The sequence below is a fragment of the Musicola paradisiaca NCPPB 2511 genome, assembly GCF_000400505.1.
In the GTDB taxonomy this organism is placed as follows: Bacteria; Pseudomonadota; Gammaproteobacteria; order Enterobacterales; family Enterobacteriaceae; genus Musicola; species Musicola paradisiaca.
The window spans coordinates 634,551-659,300 of sequence record NZ_CM001857.1 but is presented as its reverse complement, the minus strand read 5'-3'; the positions used below and the strand labels follow the sequence as shown (position 1 = coordinate 659,300).

The window sequence follows — 24,750 nt, the reverse complement described above, 5'->3', positions numbered from 1 at the left end:
CTCTTCATCAGCAGCGAGTGCCGTTACCCACGAATGCGGGCATGCATCTCCTGTACGGAGATCACCTGCTCGGTCGGGTCGGCATTCAGCGACATCGCCGTGGCAAAGCCGCCGTTCATCGTGGTGTCGTAGTGCACCTTGTACTGCAACGCGCTGCGGCGAATCAGCTTGGAGTCTTCAATCGCCTGGCGGCCCGCAGTGGTGTTCACGATGTAGGTATACTCGCCATTCTTGATGCGATCCTGAATGTGCGGACGCCCTTCGTGCACCTTATTCACTAACCGGGGATTAATGCCGGCTTCGCCCAGTACAATCGCCGTTCCGTGGGTCGCATCCAGCTCGAAACCATGCTTGAGCAGCTTGGCCGCCAGATCGACGACCCGCGCCTTATCGCCCTCTCTCACTGACAACAACGCCCGGCCGATTTTCTTCATCGGTGAATTGCTGCCTAACATCGCCTTGGCGAAAGCTTCCGCAAACGTCCGGCCAACCCCCATCACTTCACCGGTGGAACGCATTTCAGGCCCCAGAATCGGGTCGACGCCAGGGAACTTGTTGAACGGCAGCACCACTTCCTTCACCGAGTAGTAAGGCGGAATCACTTCTTTAGTAACGCCCTGCGCGGCCAGCGTTTTACCCACCATCACTCGGGCTGCGACCTTCGCCAACGGCACGCCGGTCGCCTTGGAGACGAACGGTACGGTACGCGCGGCGCGGGGGTTCACCTCAATCAGGTAAACTTCGTTATCTTTCACCGCAAACTGCACGTTCATCAGGCCGCGGACGGACAGTTCGAACGCCAGTTTTTCCACCTGCTGACGCATCACATCCTGAATTTCCTTGCTCAGGGTGTAAGCCGGCAGCGAACAGGCTGAGTCGCCGGAATGCACGCCAGCCTGCTCGATATGCTCCATAATACCGCCAATCAGCACACGTTCACCGTCGCAGATAGCGTCCACATCCACTTCCACCGCATCGTCCAGGAAACGATCCAACAGCACCGGCGCATCATTAGATACGCTGACCGCCGTCTGGAAGTAGCGCCGCAGGTCGACTTCGTCGTACACGATTTCCATCGCGCGGCCACCCAGCACGTAAGACGGACGCACCACCAGCGGATAACCGATGGCTGCCGCTTTCTCCACGGCCTGATCGATGGTGGAAACGGTGGCGTTGGCCGGCTGTTTCAGCGACAGACGATTAACCGCCTGCTGGAAACGTTCGCGGTCTTCAGCCCGGTCGATGGCGTCCGGGCTGGTGCCGATCACCGGCACCCCGGCGGCTTCAAGCTGACGGGCCAATTTCAGCGGCGTTTGGCCGCCGTATTGCACGATGACGCCCTTCGGCTGCTCAACACGTACAATTTCCAGCACGTCTTCCAGCGTGACCGGCTCGAAGTAAAGACGGTCGGACGTATCGTAATCCGTGGACACCGTTTCCGGGTTACAGTTGACCATGATGGTTTCATAACCATCTTCACGCAACGCCAGCGCCGCATGCACGCAGCAGTAGTCGAACTCAATACCCTGACCGATGCGGTTCGGCCCACCGCCCAGCACCATAATCTTGTCGCGATCATGATTCGGATTCGCTTCGCACTCTTCATCATAAGTGGAGTACAGGTAGGCGGTATCGGTAGCGAATTCCGCGGCACAGGTATCCACACGCTTATAAACCGGATGCAGGTTGTATTTGGCGCGCAGTTTGCGAATCTCACCTTCGGACACCCCGGCCAGTTTAGCCAGGCGGGCATCGGCGAAACCTTTGCGCTTTAACAGACGCAGAAATTCCGACGTCAGGCCGTTGGCGCCCAGCTCGGAAACCTGCTCTTCCAGACGAACCAGCTCTTCAATCTGCACCAGGAACCAACGATCAATGTTGGTCAGGTTGAACACGCCGTCGACAGACATACCGGCACGGAACGCATCTGCCAGATACCAGATACGCTCGCCGCCTGCATCTTTCAGTTCACGGCGGATTTTGGTCAATGCTTCCGGATCGTCCAGGCTCACTTTCGGATCGAAACCCGTTGCGCCGACTTCCAGCCCACGCAGCGCTTTCTGCAACGATTCCTGCTGGGTGCGGCCGATCGCCATCACTTCACCCACCGATTTCATCTGCGTGGTCAGGCGATCGTTGGCGCCGGCGAATTTTTCGAAGTTGAAACGCGGGATCTTAGTGACCACGTAATCGATTGAGGGCTCAAAAGACGCCGGAGTACGGCCGCCGGTGATGTCGTTCATCAGCTCGTCCAGCGTATAACCGACCGCCAGCTTGGCGGCGATCTTAGCGATCGGGAAGCCGGTCGCTTTGGACGCCAACGCCGAAGAACGGGACACGCGCGGGTTCATTTCGATGACAATCAGGCGACCGGTTTTCGGGTTCACCGCGAACTGTACGTTAGAACCGCCGGTTTCCACGCCGATTTCACGCAGTACCGCCATCGAGGCGTTACGCATGATCTGGTATTCCTTGTCGGTCAGGGTCTGGGCGGGCGCTACCGTAATGGAGTCGCCGGTGTGGATCCCCATGGCGTCAAGGTTTTCAATCGAGCAGACGATGATGCAGTTGTCGTTTTTATCCCGCACCACTTCCATTTCATACTCTTTCCAGCCGATCAGCGATTCGTCGATCAACAATTCGTTGGTCGGTGACAGATCCAGGCCACGCGCGCAGATTTCTTCGAACTCTTCACGGTTGTACGCAATACCGCCGCCGGTGCCGCCCATCGTAAATGACGGGCGGATAATGCACGGGTAGCCGACATCCGCAGCAACCGCCAGCGCTTCGTCCATCGTATGCGCGATGCCGGAACGGGCGGTTTCCAGCCCGATTTTTTTCATCGCGATGTCGAACCGGCGACGATCTTCCGCTTTATCAATCGCATCGGCAGTAGCGCCGATCATGGTCACGCCGAATTCCGCCAGCACGCCCTGACGTTCCAGCTCCAGCGCACAGTTCAGCGCCGTCTGGCCGCCCATCGTCGGCAGCACCGCATCCGGGCGTTCTTTTTCGATAATCTTGCGCACCACTTCCCAGTGAATCGGCTCAATGTAGGTGGCGTCCGCCATCTCCGGGTCGGTCATGATCGTGGCCGGGTTGGAGTTCACCAGAATCACACGGTAGCCTTCTTCACGCAGCGCCTTACACGCCTGGGCGCCGGAGTAGTCAAATTCGCACGCCTGACCGATCACAATCGGGCCGGCGCCAAGAATCAGGATACTTTTTATGTCTGTACGTTTTGGCATTTCTCGCTCCTGCAAACCCGTTTACTCACCGCCGCGTTGGCGCTTGCGCCCTGTGCTTATATCGCAGCGTGACTAAACGGATTCTGATTATTTGGTATGGCTACGATAAGACTCAATCAGCTCGATGAAGTGATCGAACAGCGGCGCGGCGTCATGCGGGCCGGGGCTGGCTTCAGGATGCCCCTGGAAGCTGAATGCCGGTTTGTCGGTACGGTGAAGGCCCTGCAGCGAACCATCAAACAGCGACTTGTGCGTCGCGCGCAGCGTCGCGGGCAGAGACGTTTCATCGACCGCGAACCCGTGGTTTTGGGCAGTGATCATCACCCGGTTGCCGTCCAGATCTTTAACCGGATGGTTGCCGCCGTGGTGGCCGAACTTCATCTTGACGGTTTTGGCGCCACTGGCCAGCGCCAGCAATTGGTGGCCCAGACAGATGCCGAATACCGGAATATCGGTTGCCAGAAACGCCTTGATAGCGGCGATGGCATAATCGCAGGGCTCCGGATCACCGGGGCCGTTGGAGAGGAAAATCCCGTCCGGATTGAGTTTCAGCACGTCATCCGCCGGCGTTGTCGCCGGAACGACCGTCAGACGACAACCGCGATCTACCAGCATGCGCAGGATATTACGCTTCACACCGTAGTCATAAGCCACCACATGGAACGGCAGTTCATCTTCCGCTTTGGCCGGCGGCAGTTCGCCTTGCAACGTCCAACTGCCTTGCAGCCAGGGGTAGCTTTCACGGGTCGTGACTTCTTTAGCGAGATCCATGCCTTTCAATCCCGGAAAGGCTTTGGCTTTTTCCAACGCCAGCGCCGCATCCGGCGCGTCGCCCGCAATGATACAACCGTTCTGCGCACCTTTTTCACGCAGTAAACGAGTCAGTTTGCGGGTATCAATATCGGCTATCGCCACAATATTGTGACGCTTGAGGTAATCCGACAGGCTCTCTTCACTGCGATAGTTGCTGGCAATCAGGGGCAAATCGCGGATGACCAAGCCTTGAGCGTGAATAGCGGGGGATTCTTCATCGGCATTATTGGCGCCAACGTTACCGATATGGGGATAAGTAAGAGTGACAATCTGGCGGGAATAGGAAGGATCAGTGAGGATTTCTTGATAACCGGTCATTGATGTATTGAAGACCACTTCCCCCACTGCCGCACCTTCCGCCCCGATGGCCCGACCGTGGAACTGGGTTCCGTCTTCCAGAACCAATAGCGCTGACTTAATCAAAACACCCTCCAAGGAATAAACAATCACGTTATTTGCATATTAATTCAGATTTAACGATCTAAATCAACGCAAAAACCACCTGTAAGGCAAATTTTCGGCAAATTGCGCGCATTTTAATGATGCCCCCGATACTTGTCTACTGAAACACCAAAAAATTATCCCTTTTTACCGCCTTGATGCCGTATACACGGCTTAGAGCGGAGAAAACACATATCAATTGATGTAAGTAAACGGTTGCCAGGCAGGATGAGTCAAAAAGTGGATGTAAATACGCCAACAAGGATAAAAAGCGTTATAGGAAGGAGATGAACCGTGTTGAAAATACCAGTAAATATGAAAATAGTGGGATTAAAATCAAAAAACATCAAATAACCGCTATTTATATATAAAAATAATGGCGCAAACATTAGCGCCATTAAAAATCAATACGTTATTTAAACACACTATCCTATCGCAATTAGAGATTATCTAATCCAAGCACATCTCTCATATCAAAAAGCCCCTTATTATGAGCTTTTAACCATATAGAAGCTCTGACTGCACCATTTGCAAAAGTCATGCGACTTGAAGCCTTGTGGGTTATTTCGATACGCTCGCCGATATCTACAAACATCGCAGTATGCTCACCAACGATATCTCCGGCGCGAACCGTGGCAAAACCGATGCTTTTCGGATCACGTTCACCGGTGTATCCCTCGCGTGCATAGACGGCGCACTCTTTCAGGTCACGGCCCAACGCATCGGCGATGGCTTCCCCCATCGCCAATGCGGTTCCCGACGGCGCATCCACTTTGTGACGATGGTGCGCCTCGATGATTTCAATATCCGTGTAATCGCCCATGACCTTGGCCGCTTTTTCCAACAGTTTCAGCAGCAGGTTTACCCCCACACTGAAGTTGGCGGCAAACACAATGCCGATCTCCGCTGATGCCTGCTGAATGGCGGTCTTCCCGGCATCGTCGAACCCGGTAGTCCCGATGATCATCGCCTTGGCATGCTGACGACAAAACGCCAGATGAGCCAGCGTTCCTTCCGGACGGGTAAAATCAATCAGCACATCAAAATCATCTTTCACCGCCTCCAGGCTGTCTGACACCGTAACGTTCAGTTTTCCCAACCCGGCCAGTTCGCCAGCATCGCTGCCCACCAGTGACGACCCCTGGCGCTCCAACGCCGCGCCCAGCACCGCGCCTTCGGCATTTGACACCGCCTGGATCAGTTGACGGCCCATACGGCCGCCCGCACCGGCAACCGCAATACGGATCGATGAATCCTTCATGTTTACGCTCTCTTATAGTGATTTCAGGCATGATACAAATGCGTATCAGGGTAACTGAGCCGGCTAAGCGGTTGCCAGCAGATTTCTCGCATGATTAGAAAATTATGTCAGGCTACGGCAGGCATCAGAGAAAGGGATGGCAGGAAGCGTGTGGGATAGAAAATAGACAGCGCATAAACATGCAGTTTTTATGCATCCGGTCGCCGGACGGAAAAGATAGAAAAACGGCAGCCTCACGACTGCCGCTGATGATTGGCCTTCATTCGACCTGTCGAACCTCAACCCGCAATTCTTTCGGCACCTCAAAGACGATGCTCTCTTCGCGCCCCTGCATCTCCAACGCAATCTGCCCGCCCATGCCTTGCAGCCGTTTCACGACCTGCTGCACCAACACATCGGGAGCTGATGCGCCGGCCGTCACACCGACGCACGCGGTGCGACTGAACCAGGACTCCTGAATATCATCTGCCGAATCAATGAGGTAGGACGGCTTGCCGACACGCTGCGCCAGTTCTGCCAGCCGGTTGGAGTTGGACGAATTTTTTGACCCGACCACCAAGACCACATCAGCCTCCTGGGCCAGATTGCGTACCGCCTCCTGACGATTGGTCGTGGCATAGCAGATATCATCCTTGCGCGGCCCGATAATCTGCGGGAAACGCGCCCGCAGCGCATCAATCACCGCCGAGGTATCGTCCACCGACAGCGTAGTCTGGGTCATGAAGCACAAATTGGTTTCATTTTTCACTTGCAGTGACCAGACATCGTCCGGCCCCTCGACCAGATACATGCCACCTTTCGGATTGCTGTACTGCCCCATAGTTCCTTCTACCTCGGGGTGCCCGGCATGGCCAATCAGAATCGCTTCCATACCTTTTCGACTGGCGCGCGCCACTTCCATATGTACCTTGGTGACGAGTGGGCAAGTGGCGTCAAATACCGTCAGATCGCGATTACGTGCTTCCGCGCGCACCGCCTGAGAAACGCCGTGGGCGGAAAAAATCAGAATCGCGCCGTCCGGTACTTCATCGATCTGCTCAATAAAAATGGCGCCGCGTTCCCGCAGCCCATCCACCACATAGCGGTTATGCACCACTTCATGACGCACATAGATAGGTGCGCCGTAAACCTCCAACGCACGTTCCACAATACTGATGGCGCGGTCAACGCCAGCGCAGAACCCGCGTGGGTTTGCCAGCAAGATCTTCATGCGTCTTCTCCTGCCGCGGGGGGATCGATGCTCAGCACTTCAATATCGAAGGCGACAGTATGACCGGCCAGCGGGTGATTGAAATCCACCGTCACGGACTCTTCCGCCACCTCGCGAATTACGCCTGCCATATCGTTGCCCCCGATGCCGCTGAATAACATGATGGTGCCCACATCCGGCACCCCGGTCTCGGCAAAATCACGCCGCAGAAAAAACTGGATCAGATCAGGATTCGAGTGCCCGAAAGCCGATTCCGGCGGCAGGGAAAACTGGCGCCGTTCCCCAACGCGCAGCCCTAGCAGTTGCTGCTCAAGCACAGGAGAAAGACTGCCGTCCCCCAGGCGGAACAAAGCGGGTTTGCCGCTTTCACGGGTTGCCTCCGCTACGGATCCGTCTTCCAGCGTCAGGATAAAATGAACCAGTACGGCGCTATCGCTAACCACTTGTTGAGTCATAGGTTACTCACCTGACGCCGTTTTTTTGTCCGGGGAACTGAAAAAACTCTCTACCACAACCAGAAACGCGCCGATGACGATGGCACAATCGGCAAGGTTAAATGTTGGGTAGTGCCAGTTACCTATAAAAAAATCCATAAAATCAATTACATAACCATGAATCAAGCGATCGGAGAGATTACCGATCGCCCCGCCGATAATCAGCGCATAGGCAATATTGGCCGCCTTTTGACTGGCTCTGGTGCGATACATAATCACCAGCAACGATATGATGACTGCAAAGGCAATCAGCGCAAAGAACCAGCGCTGCCAGCCGCCTTTATCAGCCAGAAAGCTGAAAGCCGCACCATAGTTGTGGGCGTAGGTAAAGCTAAAGAAAGGGATCAGCGGCAACGATTCGCCCAATTGAAAGTGGGTCATCACCCACTGTTTAGTCCCCAGATCCACTACCAGGATGACCAGCGCCAGCCATAGCCAGCGCAGCCCCGTTGCTCCAGTCGATTTACTCATCAGACAAATTTACGCTCTTCGCCATTGCCGCCGATGTTAGTCGCGCAGCGACCACACACTTCCGGATGCGCGGCATCGCTGCCGATATCCGTTTCATAATGCCAACAACGCGGGCATTTCTCCCCGTCAGCCTTAGTAAGGACAACTTTCAGCCCCGACAATTCACTCTGCTGAGCATTGGCCGGCGCATTCTCATAACGTTCGACACGCGCTCTGGAGGTCAACAAAGCGAAATGCAGTTCGGACTGCAACTGACCGAGATGCGCATACAGCGCGTTATCGGCATATAGCGTAACGGCAGCCTCCAGCGAACTACCGATATGTTTGTCATTACGCGCCTGCTCGATCACCTTGTTGACTTCACTGCGTACTCTCAGCATTTCAGCCCAGAAAGTTTCATTCATGCTTTCCTTTGCATCCAGGCCGAACAAACCGTCATACCACTCTTCGGTGAAGACATACTGGGCGCGTTTACCCGGCAGATACCCCCAGATCTCGTCAGCGGTGAAGGACAGAATCGGCGCCATCCAGCGCACCAAGGCTTCCGCGATGTGGAACAACGCCGTCTGGCAGCTGCGACGCGCAACGCCATCGCTTTTCGCCGTGTACTGACGATCCTTGATGATATCCAGATAAAAAGATCCCATCTCGACGGAACAGAACTGCATTAGGCGTTGAACCACGCGATGAAAATCATAACTTTCATAAGCCTCGACGATCTCTTCCTGCGCGGCTTTGGCACAACCGACCGCCCAACGATCCAGCACCACCATGTCTTCGGGTTTCACCGTATGCAAGGCAGGGTCGAACCCATTCAGGTTAGCCAGCAAGAAACGCGCCGTATTGCGAATACGACGATAGGCATCGGCGGAACGTTTGAGGATCTCATCGGACACGGCGATGTCGCCGGAATAATCGGTCGACCCAATCCACAGGCGCAGAATATCGGCGCCCATTTTGTCCATCACATCCTGAGGCGCAATAGTGTTGCCGATGGATTTAGACATCTTCCGCCCTTGACCATCCACGGTGAACCCGTGGGTCAGAACCTGACGGTACGGAGCTTTACCTTTGATCGCCGTAGCGATCATCAGCGAAGACATGAACCAACCACGATGCTGGTCGGAGCCTTCCAGGTACATGTCGGCAGCATGGCCTGCAAACTCGGGACGGACATCCACCACAGAAGCGTGCGTCGATCCAGAGTCGAACCAGACATCCAGCGTATCCGGCACTTTTTCGTACACGGACGCTTCCACGCCCAGCAATTCCGCCGGATCCAGATCCCACCATGCCTGAATGCCTGCATCTTCAACACGCTTAGCGACTGCTTCAATCAGTTCTCCAGTACGTGGATGCAACGCTTGCGTTTCCTTGTGAACGAACAGCGCCATTGGCACGCCCCAGGTTCGCTGACGGGAAATACACCAGTCAGGACGGTTGGCGACCATGGCTTCAATACGCGCTTGCCCCCAATCCGGAATCCACTGTACGCCTTTGATTTCGGACAGTGACTGCTTGCGCAGCCCTTTCTGATCCATGCTGACGAACCACTGCGGCGTGGCACGGAATATAATCGGCGACTTGTGACGCCAGCAGCACGGGTAACTGTGCTGCAATTTCTCGTCATGCAGCAGCGCGCCGCGCTCACGCAGTAGTTCGACAATCTTGTCGTTGGCTTTGAACACGAACAAGCCGTCCAGATCTGGGAAGGTGCCCGGCAGATAGCAGCCGTTCGGCCCGACCGGGTTGGCGATTTCCAACTGATATTTCTGGCTGATGACATAGTCGTCCGGGCCATGACCACCGGCGGTATGTACCGCCCCGGTTCCCGCTTCCAGCGTAACGTGATCGCCCAGAATCGCCGGCACGTCGAAATCCATAAACGGATGACGGAACCGCATCAGTTCCAGATCGCTGCCTTTGACCGTATTTCCCACGCGGCATGCCTCACCGCCGGCGATGCGCTGCGCTGCGCCTTCAGCCAATCCTTCCGCCACGACGATGGCGCGATCAGCCAGTTGAACCAGCACATAATCAAATTCCGCATTCAGCGCAATGGCGCGGTTGGCAGGTAGCGTCCAGGGGGTGGTGGTCCAGATAACCAGCGCCACATCACCGTTTACCGCATCGGCAGTCAGGCCAAATTTCGCCAGCACCGCCGCACGATCGACCGCGTTGAACGCGACATCAATCGCCGGGGAAGTTTTGTCGTAATACTCCACTTCCGCTTCCGCCAGTGCGGAGCCGCAGTCGGCGCACCAGTGCACCGGCTTGGCACCTTTGTGCAGATGGCCGTTTTCGATGATACGACCGAGCGCACGAATGATGTTGGCCTCGGTCTTGAAATCCATCGTCAGGTAGGGGCGATCCCAATCACCCAGCACGCCAAGGCGGATGAAATCTTTTTTCTGCCCGGCGACCTGCTCGGCGGCATACTGACGGCAAGCTTCACGGAACTGTGCCGCGCTCACTTTCTCACCCGGCTTGCCGACCAACTGCTCTACTTTGAGTTCAATCGGCAAACCGTGGCAATCCCAACCAGGGATATAAGGAGAGTCATACCCGGACAAGCCCTTGGATTTGATAATAATATCTTTGAGAATCTTGTTGACCGAGTGACCAATATGAATATTGCCGTTCGCATACGGCGGGCCGTCATGCAGAATAAAGGTTTTCTTACCTTTCTTGGCGCTACGAATAATCCCGTACAGATCCTGCTCATACCAACGTTTCAGCATGTCAGGTTCACGCTTGGCGAGATCGCCACGCATCGGGAACCCTGTTTCCGGCAAATTCAGGGTAGTTTTATAGTCACTCATTCGCTTCTCGATTTCGTTTTCGGCTAGAGAAATTAAACCGGTGTCTTCAACCCAAAAAACGCACGGGCTGCCACCACATCATTGGCGATTTGCTGCTTCAACGCATCCAGCGAAGCAAACCGCTGTTCATTGCGTAATTTTTTACGCATTACCACGTCGATATGTCGACCATAGAGATCCATCGTCACGTCCAGTAAATGGACTTCCAGCTGCTGGCGCCGATCTCCGGTCACGGTAGGGCGTGTGCCAATATTGGCGACACCAGGTAGCGGATGCTCCCCCAAGCCGTACACGCTGACGGCATATACACCGCTTACCGGAGAAACCTGACGCTTAAGCGGTAGATTGGCGGTGGGGAAACCGATAGTCCGCCCGAGTTCGTTACCATGCACAACACGCCCGGAGATACTGAATGGATGCCCCAGCAACGCTTCGGCCAACACCAGGTCGTCCCGCATCAACGCCTCGCGCACCGCAGTGCTGCTGACGCGCTTGCCGCCGTTGCAAAACGTTGCGGTGCTGATAACGTCGAACTCCTGCTCGGCACCGGCTTTCTGTAATAACAGGAAATCCCCTACGCGACCAGCACCGAAGCGGAAGTCATCACCGACGACCAAAAAACGCACCCCCAGTTTCGCCACCAACAGGTCGGAAATGAATGTGCTGGCATGGTTGGCGGCGAACGTATCGTCGAATTCGACGCACAGCAGGTAATCAACGCCGGCCTGCGCCAGATACTTCACTTTATCCCTTAACCGGGTCAGGCGAGCCGGGGATTTTTCCCCAGCAAACAGTTCCAGCGGCTGCGGCTCGAAAATCATCACCATCACCGGCAACCCACGGGCGCGTCCTTCCTGTTTCAGACGTTCTAGCAGCATCTGATGTCCGCGGTGGACACCGTCAAAATTGCCAATAGTAAGCACACAGCCATAATGGCGTGCCTGAAGATTGTGTATACCGCGTATTAGCTGCATAACTGGCTCAAAACAGTGGAAATCGGCGGATTATACCTTGTACAACGGACAAGGTTAACCCGCGATTGATGCCTTTTCGTGTCAGAACAATGGATTTCCGCCTCGCCGAACACTTAGGCGTTTTCATGTTGCCGTCGATATCAACAGCCCGACACCGCAGGATCCCGCAGCAAATCGGCGGAGGAATATCCATCAGGCCGAAACGGTCGAATTTATGACGCGAAAGACTGTATTCCCCGCGTCTAAGCTGATAGAATCCTGCGCCATCACAACGTAACAAGCGCTGACGTACAAACGGCGCTTATTTGCACAAATCCATTGACAAAAGAAGGCTAAAAGGGCATATTCCTCGGCCTTTGAATTGTCCTCGATAGAATATATTTGGGAGTTGGACCTTGGCTAATATCAAATCAGCTAAGAAACGCGCCGTACAGTCTGAAAAGCGCCGTAAGCACAACGCGAGCCGTCGCTCCATGATGCGTACTTTCATCAAGAAAGTTCAGGCTGCCATCGCGACTGGCGACAAAGAAACTGCGCAGAAAGCGTTTAATGACATGCAACCGATCGTGGATCGTCAGGCTAGCAAAGGTCTGATCCACAAAAACAAGGCTGCGCGTCATAAATCCAGACTGATCGCTCAGATCAACGCGCTGCAGTAATCACATTTTCGTGAATACTGCTGAAGAAACCGGCTTAGGCCGGTTTTTTTGTGTCCTCTATTCCTGAAACAAGGGCGAGAAATCCGTGTTGCAGACCCGCTGCACCGCAGGATGCTGGATCATCCGCTCAGCAAAAATCACATAATATTCGTCCTGCACATGAGTCAGCCTGCCCAGCTCGACAATATCGCCTTGCGCATAAACGTCACGCGCATAGAGAGACGGTGCAACAAAAATGGCGTCATGATTGATGCCAAATGCGGTCATCAATGCGGCATCATCAAATTCCCCCATGATCGCGACGTGCAAATGCTGCTCGCTTAGCCAGTTAAGCAGCTTGCGGCCGAGCATGGTACGCCTGCCGGGGATCAGCAACCGACGTTGCTCCAGACACTCGGGGAACGGCGATGTCGGCGCTGGACGGCGACAATAAAAACTGACGCTGCATTCTCCGAGTTTGCGAGAAAACAACCCGGCCTGCTGGCTGGAGTCGATGGGACAATCCGACACAATCATATCCAATTTGTGCTGGCCCAGTTGTTCCAGCAGCATTTCATGCGTTGACTCGAAACAGCGCAGCCGCATCTGTTGCTCCGTCACCACGGTGTCCAGCACCCGACTTACCAGCCGTTTGGACAGCGCATCCGCCACCCCGACATCAAACAGCAGACTCGCATCCTTACGGTAATTAACGATATCCAGCATCTCCTGGCCCAGCACAAACATACGGTCGGCGTAGCGAAACACCAGCTGTCCCAGTTCCGTCGGCTCGATCCCTCGCCCCTTGCGCTTAAGCAGTTTTCCCTGTAGCCGTTCTTCAAGTGCTTTGATCTGGCCAGTGATAGTTTGCGGCGTTAGAAAAAGCAGCGCCGAAGCCCTGGAAACGGAGCCTGCCTTACATACATGCCAAAAATAATAGAGATGATTGAAATTAATGTGCAGCATGACTTTTCTCTTATTGCCACTGCGCCGCCGGCAACACCGCACGCAATGCCAGAAATCCCAGAACGGCTGCGGCAAAAGACGTCAGCAGAATCGCCAGCTTGGCATACAGAATAACGTCGCCATTCACCTCGCCAAATGCCAGCAATGTAATAAATATCGACATGGTAAAACCAATGCCACACAACAAGGATACTGCCATAACCTGGCGAAAATCGACGCCAGATGGAAGCACCGCTAGCCTGGTGCGAATCACCAGCCAACTGAACAACGTGATCCCCAATGGCTTGCCCAACAACAACCCGGCGCCGATCCCCCATGTAAGTGGCGCGGCCAGTTGCGACAACGCAATCCCCTTCAGCTCAATGCCCGCATTAGCAAAAGCGAAAACGGGTATTACCATCATTGAAACCCACACCTCCAGTCCATGTTCCAACGTTTTAGCAGGAGATACCCCCCCGGTTGGCGAACGCAAAGGAATGAAAAAACCGACGATCACACCAGCCAGCGTGGCATGTATGCCCGATTTCAACACACACACCCACAAGATGATCCCGATCAACAGGTAAAGCGATGTTTTCATCACTTGTTGATGGTGTAGGTAAACAAGCACCAGTATCGCTGCCAGGGCACAAACCAGCGCAGGCCAGTAAAGCTGTTGAGTATAGAACAGCGCAATAATCAGAATGGCGCCCAAATCATCAATAATGGCCAGCGCCAGCAGAAACACTTTCAAACCAACAGGGACACGTTTTCCCAATAACGCCAGAATACCGACCGCAAAGGCGATGTCCGTCGCAGCAGGAATCGCCCACCCGGAACGGGTTGTTGCGTCCTGAAAGTTAAACACCAGAAACAAGAGCGCAGGCACCAACATCCCGCCGACTGCCGCAGCAATAGGAAGCAACGCCTGGCGCCTGCTGGCCAAAGAGCCGGATAACAGTTCGCGCTTAACCTCCAACCCCACCAGCAGAAAAAAAATCGCCATCAAGCCATCGTTGATCCACAACAGCAACGGCTTATCGATCTCCAATGCCGCAATACGTAATGAAACCGGGATCGCCAAAAACGCATGGTACAGGGAAACCGTAGCCGGCAGGTTGGCGATGAATAGCGCCAGTAGTGTTGCCACAATCAGGATAATACCGGCCGCGGCCTCCAGATGGATGAAACGCCTGAACACTCCAATCATTATCTTCTCTCCTTCCCATTTTGCAGGTAAAGCTCGCTGACATCGGGACAAGAGTAAGCGCCAGAAAAGATCGTTAAAAGCAGTTTAAATCTGGATTAATACTCGGTAAAACCGAATTATCACATCAGATTAACCAGGGGGACAAAACGTCGGCCATGTTTTAAACGACGTTTAGCGTCGAGCAACAATAAGGAATGCGAAGATACGTGCTGAAACTGGGCGTTTACAGGCCGGTTGAGTTGATCGCCCCATCACCATTGTTTGCGCAGCCATAACCCTGAAGGGAATCGAACCGGGTACAAGAGCACACATGATGGCTCTCGACTTTCAAAAGAAAACACCCCGTCAGCGTGTGGCTAACAGGGTGCGGATAAACCCTCAATCTCATGAACCGGTTTTGGGAGCTGGCCGGTTTTTACCGATGAGAGACGCTCAGCGAGTCAAATCGTCAAAAAACTTTTTCACGCCGTCAAAGAAACTTTTGGAGCGAGGACTGTTGCCTTCCCCTGTCGGCCCGCCAAAGCTTTCCTGCAATTCCTGCAGCAGTTGCTTCTGGCGATCGCTCAGGTTGACCGGTGTCTCAACCACAACACGGCACAGCAGATCTCCCTGCGCCCCGCCGCGTACCGATTTCACCCCTTTGCCTCTCATCCGGAACAGTTTACCGGTCTGGGTTTCCGGTGGCACCTTGAGCATAACGCGGCCATCCAGCGTCGGTACTTCGATTTCGCCGCCAAGCGCCGCCATAGCAAAGTTGATCGGCACTTCGCAATACAGGTTGTTGTCTTCACGCTGAAAAATTGGATGCTGCCTGACCTGAACCTGAACATACAGATCGCCCGCCGGCGCACCGAACTCTCCGGCTTCGCCTTCACCCGCCAGACGGATACGGTCACCAGTATCTACGCCAGCAGGAATCTTGACCGACAGCGTTTTGCTCTTCTCGACCCGCCCATGACCATGACACTTAGTGCAAGGATCCTTGATGATCTTGCCGCGACCATGACAGTGCGGACAGGTTTGCTGCACGGTGAAAAAACCCTGGCGCATCTGCACCTGTCCATTACCGTGACAGGTGGGACACGTCACCGGACTACTACCCGGTTTAGCGCCGCTGCCATGGCAGGCATCGCACTCCTGCAACGTCGGGATACGGATCTCTTTAGTGACGCCGCGCACTGCCTCTTCCAGCGTCAGTTCCATGGTGTAACGCAAGTCGGCACCGCGGCTGGCACGCTGGCGACGGCCTCCGCCGAAAATATCGCCGAATACATCGCCAAAGATATCGCCGAAATCAGCGCCGCCGAAACCACCCGCTCCGCCGCCACCCATACCGCCTTGCTCAAACGCAGCGTGCCCATACTGGTCATAGGCGGCACGTTTCTGAGCATCGGTCAAAATTTCATAGGCTTCTTTGACTTCCTTGAATTTGGCTTCCGCCTCTTTATCGCCCGGATTACGATCCGGGTGATACTTCATCGCCAGCCGTTTATAAGCCTTTTTAATCTCGCGCTCGTCGGCGCCTTTCGCAACACCCAGAATTTCGTAGTAGTCTTGCTTGGCCATGCTTTTTTCCTGCCCTCAACATGCGTGCACGGGCGCAGAGTTTCCTCAACGCCCGTGCTGGTTGCCAGCCTCCACAGCAAACTGAGGTGGCTGCGCCCGCCTAAGGGCGATTATTTCTTGTCTTTAACTTCTTCGAACTCGGCATCGACCACATCATCATCCTGACGGGCAGCGTTGTCAGCGCCTGCGGCGCCCGCACCAGCTTGAGCCTGCTGCTGAGCCTGAGCCGCTTCCAGCAATTTGGTGGAAGCCTGAGCCAACGTCTGGATCTTCGCTTCAATATCCGCTTTGTCTTCAGCCTTCAACGCAGCTTCCAGCGCCTTCAGAGCTTCTTCGATAGCCGTCTTATCACTGGCGGCTAGCTTGTCGCCGGACTCTTCCAACTGCTTACGGGTACTGTGCAACAGGTGATCGCCCTGGTTGCGCGCCTGTACCAGTTCTTCGAATTTACGATCTGCTTCAGCATTCGCCTCGGCATCACGCACCATCTTCTGGATTTCATCCTCATTCAAGCCGGAAGAAGCCTTGATGGTGATTTTCTGTTCGCGACCGCTGTTTTTGTCCTTGGCGGAAACATGCAGGATACCGTCGGCGTCGATGTCGAAGGTGACTTCGATCTGCGGCATACCGCGCGGCGCCGGCTGGATACCGTCCAGATTGAACTGACCCAGAGATTTGTTATCGTGCGCACGTTTACGTTCGCCCTGCAGTACATGAATAGTTACCGCAGATTGATTATCTTCCGCCGTAGAGAACACCTGGCTGTGTTTGGTCGGAATCGTGGTGTTCTTGGTGATCAGCGGCGTCATCACGCCACCCATGGTTTCGATCCCCAGAGACAACGGAGTCACGTCCAGCAACAGCACGTCCTTCACATCACCAGCCAGCACGCCGCCCTGCACCGCCGCGCCAATCGCCACAGCTTCGTCCGGGTTAACGTCTTTACGCGGCTCTTTGCCGAAGAAATCGGCGACTTTCTTCTGAACCAGCGGCATACGAGTCTGACCGCCCACCAAAATAACGTCCTGGATTTCGGATACGGACAGGCCGGCATCCTGCAACGCCACTTTCAGCGGTTCCAGTGAGCGAACCACCAGTTCCTCCACCAGCGACTCCAGTTTGGCGCGAGTCACTTTAATATTCAGGTGTTTCGGCCCGGTAGCATCGGCAGTGATGTACGGCAGGTTGACATCCGTCTGCTGCGCGGAAGACAGTTCAATTTTCGCTTTCTCTGCCGCTTCTTTCAGACGCTGCATCGCCAGCGGGTCATTACGCAGGTCAAAACCCTGCTCTTTCTTGAATTCATCAACCAGGTAATTGATCATCCGGCTGTCGAAGTCTTCACCGCCCAGGTGGGTATCACCGTTGGTGGCCAACACTTCGAACGTTTTTTCGCCGTCGACATCATCGATTTCGATGATGGAGATATCAAAAGTACCGCCACCCAGGTCATAAACAGCGATGGTGCGGTTGCCCACGCCTTTGTCCAGACCGTAAGCCAGCGCTGCGGCGGTCGGTTCGTTGATGATGCGTTTCACTTCCAGACCGGCGATACGACCGGCGTCTTTAGTCGCCTGGCGCTGAGCATCGTTGAAATAAGCCGGAACAGTGATAACCGCTTCGGTCACAGCTTCGCCCAGATAATCCTCGGCGGTCTTCTTCATTTTTTTCAGCACTTCAGCGGAAATCTGCGGCGGGGCCAACTTCTGATCTTTGACCTCAACCCAGGCATCACCATTATCAGCCGGGATGATGCGATACGGCATAATATTGGTGTCGCGCTGCACTTCTTCATCCTGGAAGCGGCGGCCAATCAAACGTTTGATAGCAAACAGCGTGTTTTTCGGGTTAGTCACCGCCTGACGTTTAGCCGGTTGGCCAACCAGAGTTTCACCATCCTGCGTATAGGCAATGATGGAAGGCGTAGTACGGTCGCCTTCGCTGTTTTCCAGCACTTTGACCTGCGTACCGTCCATAATCGCTACACAAGAGTTGGTTGTACCCAAGTCGATACCAATAATCTTACCCATCTAAACATCTCCACTTAAAAGTCATATCCGGTGTGGTAGTTCAACCTAACTATGCGGGCGGAATTCTGCTTTTCAACACCCCGAAGTAGTCTAATTTTCCGGTTAAACCATTTTCGATGAGTCTAAGATGGGGACGACAATTCCGGCATCAAGGGGCATTCACCAAAAAAACTGCATCCACTCCCCTTTTCGATCAAATTATTCGCTTCCTGTCCGATTGTGCCATTTGTCCCCTCCCGCTATGATGCCGCGCCCGCAGCCAAAAGAGGCGGCGCCCGGCCGGAACGGCACGGTTACACAACATCTTTATTACTTGTTTACTGCAGAGGATTTATGCAAGCAAAAACGTTGGCGAATCCCGGTCCGCTGGGACTGATGGGCTTCGGGATGACCACTATTCTTTTAAACCTGCATAACGCAGGCTTTTTTCCGCTCACATCCATTATTCTGAGCATGGGGATTTTCTACGGCGGCATCGCCCAAATTCTGGCCGGCATGCTGGAATACAAAAAGGGCAACACCTTCGGCGTTACGGCTTTCACGTCTTACGGCGCTTTTTGGCTGACACTGGTCGCCATTCTGATGCTGCCCAAAATGGGTCTGGCGGAAGCCAGCGACGCTAAATTCCTGGGGGTATTCCTGGGTCTGTGGGGCGTGTTCACTCTGTTCATGTTCTTCGGCACCCTGGGCGCCAACCGTGCCTTACAGTTTGTCTTCGCCAGCCTGACCCTGCTGTTCGCCTTGCTGGCCGTCGGCAACATGACCGGCAACCATGCGCTGCTGACTTTCGCTGGCTACGAAGGCATCATCTGCGGCGCCAGCGCCATCTATCTGGCGATGGCGGAAGTGTTGAACGAGCAGTACGGCCGCACCATTCTGCCGATTGGCGCCCGCGGCGCGCATTAATCGTCGGTTGCTCGTTACGTCGACATTATTCGCAGCCTCATCATCGAGAGCGAGCAATGCCTACAAAACAATCACCACCTCCCGAGGAGGTGGTTTAACACTGACAACAAAAAGAGGTTTCCCATCATAGGAAACCTCTTTTTATGCCTTATCACCCAAAGGCGCACCTCGAAAGCATTATACGCCGGCAGGGAAATTCGCCGGTTCAGATACCGCTGATTGACGGCTTTCATTGCGCAGATAAAAGCCCAGCAGCACGCCCAGCGCACAGAGAGCCAACACATAAAATGCCGGCGCAAGCGGCGTTACCTTCATCAGCAAAGTCACACATATCGGCGTCAAACCGCCAAAAATGGCGTAAGACACATTATAAGAAAAGGAAATGCCGGTGAAACGCACCGTGGCAGGAAATGCCTGCACCATGACATAAGGAACGGCTCCCACCACGCCGACGCTGAACCCCGCCATGCTATAACTGATAAACAGCAATTCATGACTCTGCGCCGCATGGGTGTAAAAAAACCAGCTGCAAGCAGCCAACAGCAGGCTGCCGACGATAAACGTATAGCCAATGCCAAAGCGATCCGCCGCCAGACCGGCGGTAATGCACCCCGCCATCAGCGCAATGGTCGCCAGACTGTTGGCCTGCAACGTCAACGCCGGCGCAATGGCGAACAATTTTTGCAGATAGACCGGCGCCATTAAAATCACCACCACAATGCCGGCAGAGAGCATCCACGTCAGCAACATGGAAATCAGCACGGCTTTCTTGTGACGTAATACCACCATCTTAAGCGGCAGTTCACTGGCCAGTTTCTTGTGTTCCTGCATTTCCTGGAATATCGGCGTTTCCTGCAACCAACGACGCAAATACAACGCGATCAGCCCGAAAATCCCGCCGACAAAGAAAGGTATCCGCCAGCCGCCGGCAGAAATCTGCGCCGGAGACAACGACGTATTAAGCAGCGTCGCGATCATGGAGCCAAACAGGATCCCCAGCGTCAGCCCCGCCGTCAGGGTGCCGCATGCAATACCGATGCGCGAACGCGGCACATGCTCCGACACAAACACCCAGGCCCCAGGCACTTCGCCACCGATCGCCGCGCCCTGCAGCACTCGCATCAACAGCAGGAGCAACGGCGCGGCAATGCCGATCGACGCATAGGTCGGCAACATCCCCATACCCAGCGTAGGCAGCGCCATCAACAAAATACTCAGGCTGAACATTTTCTTGCGGCCGACGAGATCGCCGAAATGCGCCATCACGATCCCGCCAAGCGGCCGGGCCAGATAGCCGGCAGCGAAGATCCCGAACGTCTGAACCTGCCGTAACCAATCGGGGATATCCGTCGGAAAGAAAAGATCGCCGAGCACCGCAGCAAAAAAGACGAAGATGATGAAATCATAAAACTCCAGCGCGCCGCCCAACGCAGCCAGAGAGAGCGTCTTGTAATCATGCCGGTTTAACCGACGATTTTTTTCGTTAACCATAAATCACCGCACAACACCAGTATCAGGGGAGGATTATTTCAAACAACACCGTAAAGTAAACATTACTATATCGGAAGAATTCTGATACACCAGCGACGAGCGGCGCTTATACCGGAGATGATAAAATTTCAGTTTTTTATATCACGAATAGCATTTTTGGGCCTAAAAGCTGCTACCACATCGGTATTAGTTTCTACATAAGGCCCGTCAAGGAGCTGGATACAGTAAGGAATACTGGCAAAAATGCCGGGGACAACCACCAGCCCGCGTTCATCTTTCAGACCGGACAGGGTTTCACGAATGGACTTGGGCTGCCCCGGCAGATTGAGAATCAGCGCCTGTTTGCGAATCACGCCGACCTGCCGCGATAGAATGGCGGTGGGCACAAAGCGCAGGCTGATCTGGCGCATCTGTTCGCCGAATCCCGGCATTTCACGATCCGCTACCGCCAACGTCGCATCCGGAGTCACATCACGGCGTGCCGGGCCTGTTCCCCCGGTGGTCAACACCAGATGGCACTCGCATTCATCCACCAGCTCGCAAAGCGTCTGCTCAATCAATGGCTGCTCGTCGGGCACCAGCCGGGTTTCCACCTCAAACGGCGTGGTCAGCGCCTCGGCCAGCCATTCCTGCAATGCCGGAATTCCCTTGTCTTGATAAATCCCGCTGGACGCGCGATCGGAAACGGACACCAACCCAATACGCAGCATGTTCATAACAACCTCGCTTTTACCAAAAACGTATGCAATTCGGTGGAAAACTTCATCGCCCCTGAATATTCAGAGAGTATGGAGACAACCCCAAGGCGCGATACCGCAGAAAGCCAATCAGGATCACAAAATCCCCACATAAAATACTTATTTAATAACCTGATATTAAATAAAAAAAATGGTTCTGTTGACGATAACTCATTAAGAACGCGATCTTAACCATCAGAACGCGGCAAAAAATACAGTTCGCAGAAAAATAATTGAAAATATTGGGAAAATGTATGAGTCGCCTTCAGAATCAGTTATTGAAATTATTTTCTCATCCGGTATCCGCATTTATTCTGTTTGGATCATTTGCACTTGTCGTCGCCAGCTTGTTACTGCTCAATGCCAGAGAAAAAGATTGGCGGGACGAAAAAGCCAGTTTTGACAACATTATCAGGATGTATGAATCCTATAGCACAAACGGCGAACTCAGCGAAAGCAACCGTAATTACAGGGTTGGCAGCGCTATGTCGATCAATGTCAAAGTGCTGGCGTTTAACACACGCGACACTCGTCGGGAGTGCATTACTCGCCTGACGGAACTGAATCTTTCGCTCAACGACATGGCGATTATCCGGCTTTGCGAAAACCGGCTCCCCGTATCAGGAAGTAAGTCCAATAAAGATCAGGTCACGACCATCATGCCCATCCTATCGCCCACCGATGACCTGATCGGCGCACGAGTCCGGGTGACGATCATGGACACCATGCCCTCATGGCACGATCTTTTCCTGTCCTCATCGTCACTGTTTACCCTGGCATTCATCAGCCTGATGATTGCCATTATTGGCAGCCTGCTATCCCTATTAGCCAAAAAATACCTGATCGAATTACCTACCATCGCCCGCTATGACGACCTGACGAGCTTGTTGCGCCGCGATGCTTTTTTTCAGGCATCCAATCAGGCGCTGATGCTTTCGCGCCGTGAAGATCTGCCGGTGTGCGTCATGCTGATCGACATCGACCACTTCAAACAAGTCAATGACACCCAGGGACACGCCGATGGTGACAAAACCCTGACCGTCATCGCCAATCTCATTCGCGACAACAGCCGCCGTCAGGATGTGCTGGGGCGTCTTGGCGGCGACGAGTTCGCCATCGTGCTGCCGGATACCCCGGCAGAGAGTGCCAGCCGGGTTGCCGAACGGATCAGAACCGCCCTGATAGAACTGCGCGAAGAGAGTGAATGGTTGTCCCCGCACATTTCCGTCAGCATCGGGTTAACCGTAGCCACCGATGATGAAACCGAGTTGGATGAATTGATACGACGCGCGGATACCCACCTTTATATGGCCAAGAGGACGCGCAACTGTACCGTTTCTGACAGCGGGCTGGTCACGCCGATAGCAACAAAAACGGTCAGCGCAGGCTGACCGTTATTCGGCGTCGAAACGGTAATTACAACAGTTCGACGATCATTTTTTCCAGTTTTTCCTGGTCAACGGCGAACTTGCGAATCCCTTCGGCCAGTTTTTCCACCGCCATCGGATCCTGATTGTGCTGCCAGTAGAACTCGGATTCGGTCAGTCTGGCCGGACGCGCCTTAACGTCACCGCTGTACTGCAGCATACGCGCCACGTCGCCCGCCGTTTCCGCCAGCTCTTTCAGCAGCGCGGGGGCGATGGTCAGGCGATCGCAACCTGCCAGCTCCAGTATCTCGCCGGAATTACGGAAGCTTGCGCCCATCACTACGGTTTCATAGCCGTGAGATTTGTAATAGGTGTAGATCTCGCTCACGGAAATCACACCCGGATCATCCTGCGGCGCGAACTCTTTTTTGTCGCCATTGGCTTTGTACCAGTCAAGAATACGGCCAACGAACGGAGAAATCAGGAAAACGCCGGCTTCCGCACAAGCGCGGGCCTGAGCGAAGGAAAACAGCAATGTCAGGTTGCAGTTGATGCCTTCTTTTTCCAGCTGTTCAGCAGCACGGATGCCCTGCCAGGTAGAAGCCAGCTTGATCAGAATGCGATCGTTGCTGATACCCGCGTCGTTATACAACTTGATCAAATGTTTGGCTTTCGCCACGCTGGCTTCAGTATCGTAGGAGAGGCGCGCATCTACTTCGGTAGAAATGCGTCCTGGGATCAGTTTGAGAATTTCCAGACCGATATTGACTGCCAGTTTGTCCGTCGCATCGACAATCTGCTGTTCGCGCTTGCTGCTCTGGCCACGGGCCCAGGCCACGGCGTCATCAATCAGCGCACGGTATTCCGGGATTTGCGCTGCGTTCAGGATCAGGGAAGGGTTAGTGGTGGCATCCTGCGGTTTGTAGAGTTTCATCGCCGCGATATCGCCGGTATCCGCCACAACCGTAGTTAATTGGCGTAGGGAAGTCAGTTTATCAGTCATGTTGGCCTTTCTCATTGTTTGTGCATGAACTGGTGGCAGGGAACTGTCGCCAGAGCCTGATAATAACACGCGCGGGAACCCGCGCAAGCCGGTAGATAACGCACACCCAACATTAACAACAAAAAATTCTCATTTAAAATCAATAAAATAAAAAACACATTAATTCAAAGTCATGTTTGTCGAACACCTCAATACCGGTGAATAACACACCGATTGATTCATCAAGCCTGTCGCAATCATCGCCCCTTTTTCGGGCACATTTTGCTACAGTAAACCCCATCGCTATCTGAACGGATATTCCCATGCTTATTACTATTTCACCTGCCAAAACGCTGGATTACACCAGCCCGCTGCCCACACAACGTCACACCCAGCCGGAGCTGCTGGCCCATTCCGCCCGGCTGATTCAACGTTGCAAACAGCTGACACCAGCGGAAATTGCATCATTGATGGGGATCAGCGACAAGCTTGCCGGGTTGAACGCCGTCCGCTTCCAGGAATGGCAACCGGAATTCACGCCGGATAACGCCCGGCAAGCCATTCTGGCCTTCAAAGGCGATGTATATACCGGGTTGAACGCGGATAGCTTCAGCGAACAGGATTTCGATTTTGCCCAGCAGCACCTGAGGATTCTCTCTGGGCTTTACGGCGTGCTGCGCCCGCTGGATTTGATGCAACCGTACCGGCTGGAAATGGGAATCAAGCTGAAAAATGACAAGGGTAATGACCTGTACCAGTTCTGGGGCGACACCATCACCGGGAAACTGAACCAGGCGCTGGCAGAGCAAGAAGATGACATTCTGATCAATCTGGCATCGGACGAATACTTCAAATCGGTCATGCCAGGGAAACTCAAGGCCCGCCAGATCAAACCGGTTTTTCTGGATGAGAAAAACGGCAAATTCAAAGTCATCAGTTTTTACGCCAAAAAAGCACGCGGGTTGATGAGCCGTTTCATTATTCAACACCGGCTCACCACACCGGAACAACTCAAGTCTTTCGATCTGGAGGGTTATACATTCTCCGCCAGCGACTCTTCCGCCGACGAGCTGATTTTCAAACGTTCGGAGCGCTGACCTCCTCAATAAACTGCCTGCATCGGAGCAGTCATGACGTTCGCTGA

19 protein-coding genes are annotated in these 24,750 nt (G+C 54.1%); 4 read left to right on the top strand and 15 right to left on the bottom strand.

Annotation, left to right across the window (positions count from 1 at the left end; genetic code table 11):
• Positions 1-23: 23 nt before the first annotated feature.
• From carB to ribF, 8 genes are all read right to left on the bottom strand, one after another.
• Positions 24-3,248 carry a carbamoyl-phosphate synthase large subunit gene (gene carB / locus DPA2511_RS03080; protein WP_012764223.1) on the bottom strand — a complete coding sequence of 1,075 codons (3,225 nt, stop codon included), beginning with the start codon at positions 3,246-3,248 and terminating at the stop codon, positions 24-26.
• An 87-nt stretch (positions 3,249-3,335) separates the two neighbouring features.
• Positions 3,336-4,484, bottom strand: a complete 1,149-nt coding sequence (gene carA / locus DPA2511_RS03075) for a glutamine-hydrolyzing carbamoyl-phosphate synthase small subunit (RefSeq protein ID WP_012764222.1) — start codon at positions 4,482-4,484, stop codon at positions 3,336-3,338.
• A gap of 457 nt (positions 4,485-4,941) precedes the next feature.
• Positions 4,942-5,763, bottom strand: a complete 822-nt coding sequence (dapB, locus tag DPA2511_RS03070; RefSeq protein WP_012764221.1) for a 4-hydroxy-tetrahydrodipicolinate reductase — start codon at positions 5,761-5,763, stop codon at positions 4,942-4,944.
• Positions 5,764-6,022: 259 nt separating this feature from the next.
• The gene (gene ispH, locus DPA2511_RS03065) at positions 6,023-6,973 is read right to left on the bottom strand and encodes a 4-hydroxy-3-methylbut-2-enyl diphosphate reductase (protein WP_012764220.1); all 951 of its coding nucleotides are present in this window, start codon (positions 6,971-6,973) and stop codon (positions 6,023-6,025) included.
• On the bottom strand, positions 6,970-7,428 hold the full coding sequence (gene fkpB / locus DPA2511_RS03060) for an FKBP-type peptidyl-prolyl cis-trans isomerase (protein WP_012764219.1): 459 nt from the start codon (positions 7,426-7,428) through the stop codon (positions 6,970-6,972). Before fkpB ends, ispH begins: the two co-directional genes overlap by 4 nt.
• A 3-nt stretch (positions 7,429-7,431) precedes the next feature.
• Complete coding sequence (gene lspA, locus DPA2511_RS03055) at positions 7,432-7,938, bottom strand: signal peptidase II (RefSeq protein WP_012764218.1); 507 nt, start codon at positions 7,936-7,938, stop codon at positions 7,432-7,434.
• Positions 7,938-10,760 carry an isoleucine--tRNA ligase gene (gene ileS, locus DPA2511_RS03050; protein ID WP_012764217.1) on the bottom strand — a complete coding sequence of 941 codons (2,823 nt, stop codon included), beginning with the start codon at positions 10,758-10,760 and terminating at the stop codon, positions 7,938-7,940. Before ileS ends, lspA begins: the two co-directional genes overlap by 1 nt.
• 32 nt (positions 10,761-10,792) lie before the next feature.
• Positions 10,793-11,734 carry a bifunctional riboflavin kinase/FAD synthetase gene (gene ribF / locus DPA2511_RS03045; RefSeq protein ID WP_012764216.1) on the bottom strand — a complete coding sequence of 314 codons (942 nt, stop codon included), beginning with the start codon at positions 11,732-11,734 and terminating at the stop codon, positions 10,793-10,795.
• Positions 11,735-12,129: 395 nt separating this feature from the next.
• Here ribF and rpsT point away from each other — a divergent pair, with 395 nt between their 5' ends.
• Complete coding sequence (rpsT, locus tag DPA2511_RS03040) at positions 12,130-12,393, top strand: 30S ribosomal protein S20 (protein ID WP_012764215.1); 264 nt, start codon at positions 12,130-12,132, stop codon at positions 12,391-12,393.
• A 57-nt stretch (positions 12,394-12,450) separates the two neighbouring features.
• Here the strand turns inward: rpsT and nhaR are convergent, their stop codons facing one another.
• The 4 genes from nhaR to dnaK form a co-directional block, all read right to left on the bottom strand.
• A complete protein-coding gene (nhaR, locus tag DPA2511_RS03035; protein WP_012764214.1) occupies positions 12,451-13,338 on the bottom strand; it encodes a transcriptional activator NhaR in 888 nt (295 codons plus the stop codon).
• Between the two features lie 10 nt (positions 13,339-13,348).
• A complete protein-coding gene (nhaA, locus tag DPA2511_RS03030) occupies positions 13,349-14,527 on the bottom strand; it encodes a Na+/H+ antiporter NhaA (protein WP_012764213.1) in 1,179 nt (392 codons plus the stop codon).
• Positions 14,528-14,959: 432 nt separating this feature from the next.
• Positions 14,960-16,093 carry a molecular chaperone DnaJ gene (dnaJ, locus tag DPA2511_RS03025; RefSeq protein ID WP_012764212.1) on the bottom strand — a complete coding sequence of 378 codons (1,134 nt, stop codon included), beginning with the start codon at positions 16,091-16,093 and terminating at the stop codon, positions 14,960-14,962.
• Between the two features lie 110 nt (positions 16,094-16,203).
• A complete protein-coding gene (gene dnaK / locus DPA2511_RS03020) occupies positions 16,204-18,123 on the bottom strand; it encodes a molecular chaperone DnaK (RefSeq protein WP_012764211.1) in 1,920 nt (639 codons plus the stop codon).
• Between the two features lie 333 nt (positions 18,124-18,456).
• Here dnaK and satP point away from each other — a divergent pair, with 333 nt between their 5' ends.
• Positions 18,457-19,029 carry an acetate uptake transporter gene (satP, locus tag DPA2511_RS03015; protein ID WP_012764210.1) on the top strand — a complete coding sequence of 191 codons (573 nt, stop codon included), beginning with the start codon at positions 18,457-18,459 and terminating at the stop codon, positions 19,027-19,029.
• A 177-nt stretch (positions 19,030-19,206) separates the two neighbouring features.
• Here the strand turns inward: satP and DPA2511_RS03010 are convergent, their stop codons facing one another.
• The gene (locus DPA2511_RS03010) at positions 19,207-20,520 is read right to left on the bottom strand and encodes an MFS transporter (RefSeq protein ID WP_012764209.1); all 1,314 of its coding nucleotides are present in this window, start codon (positions 20,518-20,520) and stop codon (positions 19,207-19,209) included.
• Between the two features lie 128 nt (positions 20,521-20,648).
• Positions 20,649-21,236, bottom strand: a complete 588-nt coding sequence (gene mog / locus DPA2511_RS03005; protein WP_012764208.1) for a molybdopterin adenylyltransferase — start codon at positions 21,234-21,236, stop codon at positions 20,649-20,651.
• A 275-nt stretch (positions 21,237-21,511) separates the two neighbouring features.
• Between mog and DPA2511_RS03000 the strand changes: the two genes are divergently transcribed.
• Entirely contained in the window at positions 21,512-22,648 is a 1,137-nt protein-coding gene (locus DPA2511_RS03000) for a GGDEF domain-containing protein (RefSeq protein ID WP_012764207.1), read from the top strand.
• Between the two features lie 25 nt (positions 22,649-22,673).
• Here DPA2511_RS03000 and tal read toward each other — a convergent pair whose 3' ends face one another.
• Entirely contained in the window at positions 22,674-23,627 is a 954-nt protein-coding gene (tal, locus tag DPA2511_RS02995) for a transaldolase (protein ID WP_012764206.1), read from the bottom strand.
• A 302-nt stretch (positions 23,628-23,929) separates the two neighbouring features.
• Between tal and yaaA the strand changes: the two genes are divergently transcribed.
• Positions 23,930-24,703, top strand: a complete 774-nt coding sequence (yaaA, locus tag DPA2511_RS02985; protein ID WP_012764205.1) for a peroxide stress protein YaaA — start codon at positions 23,930-23,932, stop codon at positions 24,701-24,703.
• Positions 24,704-24,750 lie beyond the last annotated feature (47 nt).

Bases quoted from the DNA above. Each gene is read 5' to 3' on its own strand.
- dnaK (WP_012764211.1), bottom strand. From the start codon at position 18,123: ATGGGTAAGATTATTGGTATCGACTTGGGTACAACCAACTCTTGTGTA.
- lspA (WP_012764218.1), bottom strand. From the start codon at position 7,938: ATGAGTAAATCGACTGGAGCAACGGGGCTGCGCTGGCTATGGCTGGCG.
- ispH (WP_012764220.1), bottom strand. From the start codon at position 6,973: ATGAAGATCTTGCTGGCAAACCCACGCGGGTTCTGCGCTGGCGTTGAC.
- tal (WP_012764206.1), bottom strand. From the start codon at position 23,627: ATGACTGATAAACTGACTTCCCTACGCCAATTAACTACGGTTGTGGCG.
- dnaJ (WP_012764212.1), bottom strand. From the start codon at position 16,093: ATGGCCAAGCAAGACTACTACGAAATTCTGGGTGTTGCGAAAGGCGCC.
- carB (WP_012764223.1), bottom strand. From the start codon at position 3,248: ATGCCAAAACGTACAGACATAAAAAGTATCCTGATTCTTGGCGCCGGC.
- dapB (WP_012764221.1), bottom strand. From the start codon at position 5,763: ATGAAGGATTCATCGATCCGTATTGCGGTTGCCGGTGCGGGCGGCCGT.
- mog (WP_012764208.1), bottom strand. From the start codon at position 21,236: ATGAACATGCTGCGTATTGGGTTGGTGTCCGTTTCCGATCGCGCGTCC.
- nhaA (WP_012764213.1), bottom strand. From the start codon at position 14,527: ATGATTGGAGTGTTCAGGCGTTTCATCCATCTGGAGGCCGCGGCCGGT.
- ileS (WP_012764217.1), bottom strand. From the start codon at position 10,760: ATGAGTGACTATAAAACTACCCTGAATTTGCCGGAAACAGGGTTCCCG.
- nhaR (WP_012764214.1), bottom strand. From the start codon at position 13,338: ATGCTGCACATTAATTTCAATCATCTCTATTATTTTTGGCATGTATGT.
- satP (WP_012764210.1), top strand. From the start codon at position 18,457: ATGCAAGCAAAAACGTTGGCGAATCCCGGTCCGCTGGGACTGATGGGC.
- DPA2511_RS03010 (WP_012764209.1), bottom strand. From the start codon at position 20,520: ATGGTTAACGAAAAAAATCGTCGGTTAAACCGGCATGATTACAAGACG.
- yaaA (WP_012764205.1), top strand. From the start codon at position 23,930: ATGCTTATTACTATTTCACCTGCCAAAACGCTGGATTACACCAGCCCG.
- DPA2511_RS03000 (WP_012764207.1), top strand. From the start codon at position 21,512: ATGAGTCGCCTTCAGAATCAGTTATTGAAATTATTTTCTCATCCGGTA.
- fkpB (WP_012764219.1), bottom strand. From the start codon at position 7,428: ATGACTCAACAAGTGGTTAGCGATAGCGCCGTACTGGTTCATTTTATC.
- ribF (WP_012764216.1), bottom strand. From the start codon at position 11,734: ATGCAGCTAATACGCGGTATACACAATCTTCAGGCACGCCATTATGGC.